The organism is Nonomuraea deserti (assembly GCF_004348685.1).
Taxonomy (GTDB): domain Bacteria; phylum Actinomycetota; class Actinomycetes; order Streptosporangiales; family Streptosporangiaceae; genus Nonomuraea; species Nonomuraea deserti.
On sequence record NZ_SMKO01000061.1, the window covers coordinates 40,221 to 46,965 of the forward strand.

The window sequence follows — 6,745 nt, forward strand, 5'->3', positions numbered from 1 at the left end:
CGGTGTGGCCGGACCGCGGGCGCCGGTGCGGCGAGCGCCGCGGTGACCGGGCCGGCTTGTCGGGCTCGCAGGACGGGGCGGGCCCGCCGCCGGGGTGGTCAGGCCGCCGGTCCTGGGGACATGCGGGCCAGGGCGCCCGCCTCCAGCGCCACCCAGATCGCCCCGTCGGGCCCGACCGTCAGCCCGTGCGGCTCGCCCTTGCGCACGCCGTCAGGCCCGTGGGCGAGATCGTCGGGAAGGGAGGGGAGCGGACGGTGGTCGATGACGCCGTCGACCGTGATGCGGCCGAGGCGGCCGGCGGCCCATTCGGTGAACCAGAGGGCGCCGTCGGGGCCGGTGATGATGGCGTGCGGGCGGGCCTCCCGGTCGGGAAGGGCGAATTCGGTGATGTCGCCCGCGGTGTCGATCCGGCCGATCTGGCCCGCGCCGATCTCCACGAACCACAGCGCCCCGTCGGGCCCCAGCGTGATGCCCACCGGTGCGCCGGCTTCGGTGGGGAGCGGGTGGACGGTCACCTCGCCTGCCATCGACACGCGGCCGATGGCGTTGCCCTGGTTGATGGTGAACCAGACGGCGTCGTCGGGCCCCGCCGTGAGGAAGGCCGGCATGCCGCCCTCCACCGGCACCTGGAACTCGCTCAGCGTCCCGTCGGCCGCGATGCGCCCGATCTTGCCGCTCTGCATCTGGGTGAACCACATGGCGCCGTCGGGGCCCATGACGATGCCGTACGGGGAGTCGGCCGCGTACGCCGTCACCTGCCCTTCGGCGGTGATGCGGCAGACCCGCCCGCCCTTGCCCTCGGTGAACCACAGGGCTCCGTCGGGCCCCGGCGTGATCACGGTCGGCAGGCCGTCGGCCGGGTCGAGCTGGTGGATCACCGGCTCCTGGCCGGGCGCCAGCCTGCCGACGCGCCCTTCGTGGACGAGCGTGAACCACAACGCTCCGTCCGCCCCTGTGGTGATGCCGTAGGGTGCGCCGGCACTGATCCTGGTCAACATATGGTGCCCCTCATGAGCTCGATCTCGTTACCTCGGAAGCGCCGGGTGAGGGCGCGGTCGTGTGACACCACGACGAGCGTGCCGTCGTAGGCGTCGAGTGCCTGCTCGAGCTCCTCGGCCAGCACCGGCGACAGGTGGTTGGTCGGCTCGTCGAGCAGCAGCAGGTCGTGCTCCCGCCCCAGCAGCCTGGCCAGCGCCAGCCTGCGCTGCTGCCCGACCGACAGGGCGCCCACCTTCTGGTCGAGGGTGTGCGGCCGGAAGAGGCCGGTGCCGAGCAGGGCCGCCCGGCGCTCGTCGGCGTAGCCGAGGCCGTAGGCGTCCAGCACGGTCTGGCCGGGGTCGAACGTGACCTCCTGCGGCAGGAACCCGACGCTGCCCTCGGCGTGCTCGGCGATGGTCTGGAGCAGCGTGGACTTGCCCGCGCCGTTGGCGCCCCGGACCAGCAGGCGGTCGCCGGCCCTGATCGTCAGCGACTCCACCCGCAGCCGCTCGCCGACGCTTACGTCGCGCAGCTCCACGACCACGCGGGCGGGGGCGCTCCCGTGTTCGTCCCCCGCCGCCCCTTCCGGCCCGGAAGGGGCGGCGGAGGACGCGTCGCCGAACGTGCCGCGGAAGCGGAGCGGCTCCGGCGGGCGGGGGACCGGGTCGGCCTCCAGCCGGCGCAGCCGCTCGTGGGCGTTGCGGACCCGGCTGGCGACCGAGCTCTGCACCCGCCCCGCGTTGCGGTCGTAGGCCATCTTGTTGTTGTCGCGCATCAGCCGGCCGGCGGCCACCCGGTGCGCCGTGGTGGCCGCGTGCTCGCGCAGCCGGCGCACCTCCTCGCACCACGCCGCGTAGGCCTGCTCCCAGCGCGCCCTGGCCGCCGCCTTGGCGGCGAGGAAACCGGTGTAGCCTCCGCCGAACCGGGTGACGGCGCCCCGCTCGACCTCGAGCACCGCCGTGGCCACCCGGTCGAGGAAGATCCGGTCGTGGGACACGGCGACCACCGCGCCCCTGTGCTCGCGCAGGCGGTCTTCGAGCCAGGCGAGCGCCGGCGCGTCGAGGTGGTTGGTCGGCTCGTCGAGCAGCAGCACGCGGGGCGAGGCCGCCAGCACGCAGGCCAGGCCGAGCCGCGCCTGCTCGCCGCCCGACAGGCTCGACAGCACCCGGTCGCGGCCCACGTGGGCCAGGCCCAGCCCGTGGAACGCCTTGTCCACCCGCGCGTCAGCCTGGTAGCCGCCGCGCAGTTCGTACGCCGTGAGCAGCTCGCCGTACTCGCCCATGACCTCGTCGGTGAGCGACGACTCCAGCTCGCGCATCCGGCGCTCCATGGCGCGCAGGCCGGCCAGCGCGGCGTCGATCGCCTGCTGGACCGTGTGGGACGGCGGCAGGCCGAGCGTCTGGCCGAGGTAGCCGGCGTCGTCCGGCACGGTGACCTCGCCGTCGTCGGGCGCCTCGATCCCGGCCAGCAGCCGGAGCAGCGTGGACTTGCCCGAGCCGTTGTCGCCGACGATGCCCGCCCGCTCGCCGGGGCCCACGGCCATGGACGCGTCGACGAGCACGGCGCGATCGCCGTATGCCTTGGAAACCTTGCGGAGGCTGATCAGGATAGAACTCCAATCGCAACTGCTGTAGCTTTAGTGTGACATGCGGGGAAGGTTAATGCAACTGGAGTAGATTTTGCAGTCTAACAAGCGTCCAGGAGGGCGGAGCGCGCGCGTGCGCGACGCCGTACGCCGGGCGACGCTCGCAGAGCTGGGCGAGTGCGGCTACGCGGGCTTGACGGTGGAGAACATCGCCGAGCGGTCAGGGGTGCACAAGACGACGGTCTACCGGAGGTGGGGCAACGTCGAGGGGCTGATCTCCGACGCCCTCGAGCTGGCCACGGACGAGCCGTGGCCCGTCCCCGACACCGGCTCGATCAAGGGCGATCTGCGGGGCATCGTGCAGCTGGTGCGCACCGGCTTCGACGATCCGGAGCTGGGGCCGGTCTCGTCGGCGTTCGTGGCGGCCGCCATGCAGAACCCCGACGCGGCGCGGGCGCTGCACGAGTTCTTCGTGGCGCGGCACGAGCAGTCGGCCGAGGTGGTCCGGCGGGCGGTCGCCCGGGGGGAGCTGCCCGACATCATCGACGTCCGCGAGGTGATCAGGGTCGCGGTCGCCCCCGTCTACTACCGGCTGTTCGTCGCGCACGAGCCGGTGACCGAGCAGGACGCCGACCGCGCCGCCGACGCCGCGCTCGCCGCCGCCCGCGCCGGCGTCCTCTGAGCGAGGCCACGGGCGGGATCCGCCCGCCGGCTGATGTCGTTTGAGGCGCGCGCTCAGGGCTCCTTCTGGGCGCGCAGCTCGAAGTCGTCGAACGTCGTCTTCAGCAGTGACGTGCCGTCCTTCGCCGTACGCGCGAACAACCCCACATGGCCGTTGCCGATCCCGTGGGGGTCGTCCACCTGGTGCACCCGCTGGTCGTTCACCCACAACGTCAGCCGCACCGTCGTCCCCCGCTGCTCGCACGACGCCACGATGCGGGCGGGCTTGCCGGGCAGCCCGTCGACCTGCACCGGCTGGGCCAGCGTGCCGCCGGCGCCGTCGACGATGCGCCGGATCCTGGCCTGCCCCTTGGTGTCGAGCCCGAACTCGTAGTAGGTGTCGTCCTCGTCGGAGTTGTGGCAGTAGACGCCGTACTCGCCGGTGCCTGTCGACCTCTTGACCTGGGAGGTCACGGCGACCACGACGGACGACGGCAACATCGGCGTGGGCGTGGCCGAGGGGTCGGGCGTGGTCGTGGGCTTGGCGATGAGGAAGGGGATGGGCGCCTTCGCCCAGCGCTCCTCGTTGTACTCCTCCACGTCCAGCCCGTAGGTGCCGTCCGTGCGGTATCCGTAACTGGAGCTCTGCCCCGGGTCGTAGGTGCCGTTCCAGCCGCCGGTGGTCTGCGTGAAGTCCTCGCGGTAGAGGACGCTCAGGTCGTCGGGCGGCCCATCGGGGCCGAGCAGCGCCCACGCCGTCAGCCCGCCGGCCACGACCAGCGCGGTGGCCGCCGCGATCCCGGCGACCAGCTTGCCGCGCCCCTTCGCCGCACCCGGCCGCACGCTGGTGTAGAGGGCGGTGGCGGCCTGCTGCCAGGTCACCTGTACGGTCTGCGCCGCCTGCTCCGGCGCGGCCGACCGCCCCACGAGATGGTCGAGCAGCTGCTGCGCGGTCGGCCGCGCGGCCGGGTCTTTCCGCAGCGCGGCCCCGACCAGCTCCCGCAGGCCGGGCTCGACGGCGTCGAGGGCCGGCTCGGTGTTGAGCACCTGGTAGACGATCGCCGGCAGCGTGTCGCCGCCGAAGGGCGCCCGCCCGCTGGCCGCGTACGCCACCAGGCAGCCCCACGAGAACACGTCGCAGGCCGGGGACACCGGCTCGCCCCGCAGCACCTCCGGAGCCATGTAGCGGGGCGTGCCGACCAGCTCGCCGGTGCCCGTGACGCCGCCGAGCGTGTCGAGCGCCCGCGCGATGCCGAAGTCGATCACCCGCGGGCCGACGGGCGACAGCAGCACGTTGGACGGCTTGAGGTCCCGGTGCACGACCCCGGCGCCGTGGATGGCGGTGAGCGCGGTGGCCACGCTGACGGCCAGCGCGTCGAGGCTGGACCCGCGCAGGGGCCCGGACTGGCGTACGGCCTCCTCGAGGTTGGGACCGGGCACGTATTCGGTGACGACGTAGAGCTGGTCGCCGTCGAGAGCGGCCTCGATCACCGCGGCCGTGCAGAACCTGCGCACCCGCTGGGCCGCGTCGGCCTCCCGGCGGAACCGCATGCGGAACTGCTCGTGCTGGGTGAGCTCCGGGTTGATCACCTTGACGGCGACGCGCTGCCCGGCGGGATCCTCGGCAAGGTGGACCGTGCCCATCCCACCTCGGCCCAGCACGTTCAGCAGCCGGTAGCGCCCGATCTGGGATGTTTCACCGCTCACGCCGCGCTAGCTTACCGATGCCGGCCTGCTCGGGGCAGATCCGTACGGAACCCGTGTGCGCCGCGCGTACGCCGACGTCGCCACGGCCAGCCCGGCCCCCCACACGAGGTAGGCGGGCACGGCGACCCAGTAGAACGTCTCCGGCGGGTCGCCCGCGCCGAACGGGACGCGCCCGCTGAGCCGTTCGGCCACCATCTGCCCGAGCCCGACCCCGAAGTACGCGAGGAGCCCGCCCGACACGGCGACGGCCGGCCACAACACCAGCCCGCGCGGCACGGCGCGTCCGGCGAGCCCGGGCGCCCAGCTCGGCCACACCCGCCCCCACCTGTGCACGAGCGCCAGCGGCAGCACCGTCCCGGCCAGCAGGAACCCGGCCTCGAACACCGCCGTCCCGCCCGCGGAGGGCGTGCTCCCGAACCCGACCGCCGCCTGCGCCGCGACCCGCGTCAGGAAGCCGCCGACGGCGACGTAGGCGCCCGCGTACGCCCAGCGCGGCGTGTGGTCCAGCCCTTTGAGTTCCACCCGCCGGTACGCCCGCGCGGACCGCCACACCAGCGACCCGCAGCCGACGCAGGCCGCCTTGCTGACGGCGCCCAGCGGGTGGACCGGGATCCCCAGGCCGGGGATGACCGTGCCGACGACGTCGAGCAGCAGCAGGGCCCCCGACACCACGAACGCGCCGCCCACCGCCCACGCCACGGCCGCGAGCGCCGTCCTGGCCGGGCCCGCCGTACGGACGGTCATCATGGCCACGAGCGTCACCGCCGCCGCGCCGCACAGGGCCACGGCTCCCCACCCGGTGAAGACGACCAGGTCGGGACCGACCGGTGACAGGCGCTCCGGCATGTGCCCGAGCTGCCAGGAGATGCGGAGCCCTCCGTAGAGGACCACGGACACGAGGGCGAGAGCCGCCGCTGAGAGCTTCCTCATGGCCGCCATCCTGCGATGGCCCCCGCCGGCCGCGCCTCCCCACGAGGAGGCGTTCCCTTCCCCCGTACGGGGGAAGAAGGGCCACCTCGGGGGCGGGGGCGAACGACTTGCGTTCCGGGCGCTGAGAACATATGTTCGATAGGTAAGCGCCCGCCTTCCCCCGGGCGGCTCCACATACAGACCAGAGCCGGCGGGGAGAAGCGTCTTGAGCAGACTCTATGGCGATCCGATAGAGGTGTGGACCAGAGACGGGGAGCCGACCCAGTTCGTCTGGCGCGACCGCCTCTATCTCGTGCGCCGGATCCTCGACCACTGGGTGGTCGCGCGCGAGTGGTGGAAGACGAGCGAGGGCGATCCGGGCGAGCGCCGGTTCTGGCGGGTCGAGGCGGGCCCCGGCCGCGAGGTGGGCTCCTACGAGCTGCGCTACGACACCGCCGGCAACGGCTGGCTGCTGCTGAGGGCGTGGGACTGATGGCGCCCCCGTTCCCGCACCTCAACGTGTGCTCGGCCTACTCCATGCGCTACGGCACCGCCTTCCCGCGCGCGCTGGCGAGCCGGGCGGCCGAGCACGGCATGGACATCCTGGCGCTGACCGACCGCGACGGGCTCTACGGCGCGATCAAACACGTCCAGGCGTGCGCCGAGGCCGGCATCGCGCCGGTGCTCGGCGTGAACCTCGCGCTCGACGTCCCGGCGCCCAGCCTGCTGCCGGGGCTGCCGCCGCCCCGCCGCCCCAAGACCGGCCCCGGCGCGGAGGACCGCGTCACGGTGCTGGCCCGCGCGGGCGGCTGGTCCCGCCTGTGCCGCCTGGTCACGGCCGCCCACCACGCCGGCGAGCGGGGCGCGCCCAGGCTGACCCGCGAGCTGGCCGGCGAGTGGGCGGGC

At 73.9% G+C, this 6,745-nt stretch carries 7 protein-coding genes; 3 read left to right on the plus strand and 4 right to left on the minus strand.

What is annotated here, in order from left to right:
* Positions 1–98: 98 nt before the first annotated feature.
* Both E1292_RS22790 and E1292_RS22795 read right to left on the minus strand, forming a co-directional pair.
* Positions 99–998, minus strand: a complete 900-nt coding sequence (locus E1292_RS22790) for a Vgb family protein (RefSeq protein ID WP_132597252.1) — start codon at positions 996–998, stop codon at positions 99–101.
* Positions 992–2,587 carry an ABC-F family ATP-binding cassette domain-containing protein gene (locus tag E1292_RS22795; protein WP_439331900.1) on the minus strand — a complete coding sequence of 532 codons (1,596 nt, stop codon included), beginning with the start codon at positions 2,585–2,587 and terminating at the stop codon, positions 992–994. The genes E1292_RS22790 and E1292_RS22795 overlap by 7 nt, the downstream gene beginning before the upstream one ends.
* A 109-nt stretch (positions 2,588–2,696) precedes the next feature.
* On the opposite strand from E1292_RS22795, the gene E1292_RS22800 reads away from it, so the two are divergent.
* Positions 2,697–3,245, plus strand: a complete 549-nt coding sequence (locus E1292_RS22800) for a TetR/AcrR family transcriptional regulator (protein WP_132597253.1) — start codon at positions 2,697–2,699, stop codon at positions 3,243–3,245.
* Positions 3,246–3,298: 53 nt separating this feature from the next.
* Here the strand turns inward: E1292_RS22800 and E1292_RS22805 are convergent, their stop codons facing one another.
* Positions 3,299–4,930, minus strand: coding sequence for a serine/threonine-protein kinase (locus E1292_RS22805; RefSeq protein ID WP_246090274.1), 1,632 nt, complete (start codon positions 4,928–4,930; stop codon positions 3,299–3,301).
* A gap of 6 nt (positions 4,931–4,936) precedes the next feature.
* Entirely contained in the window at positions 4,937–5,860 is a 924-nt protein-coding gene (locus E1292_RS22810; protein ID WP_132597254.1) for a hypothetical protein, read from the minus strand.
* Between the two features lie 205 nt (positions 5,861–6,065).
* On the opposite strand from E1292_RS22810, the gene E1292_RS22815 reads away from it, so the two are divergent.
* Both E1292_RS22815 and E1292_RS22820 read left to right on the plus strand, forming a co-directional pair.
* A complete protein-coding gene (locus E1292_RS22815) occupies positions 6,066–6,332 on the plus strand; it encodes a DUF6504 family protein (RefSeq protein ID WP_165974685.1) in 267 nt (88 codons plus the stop codon).
* Positions 6,332–6,745 (plus strand): PHP domain-containing protein (locus tag E1292_RS22820; RefSeq protein ID WP_132597255.1); only part of this gene is annotated, 414 nt, incomplete at its 3' end. The genes E1292_RS22815 and E1292_RS22820, both read left to right, overlap by 1 nt.

Bases quoted from the DNA above. Each gene is read 5' to 3' on its own strand.
- E1292_RS22790 (WP_132597252.1), bottom strand. From the start codon at position 998: ATGTTGACCAGGATCAGTGCCGGCGCACCCTACGGCATCACCACAGGG.
- E1292_RS22810 (WP_132597254.1), bottom strand. From the start codon at position 5,860: ATGAGGAAGCTCTCAGCGGCGGCTCTCGCCCTCGTGTCCGTGGTCCTC.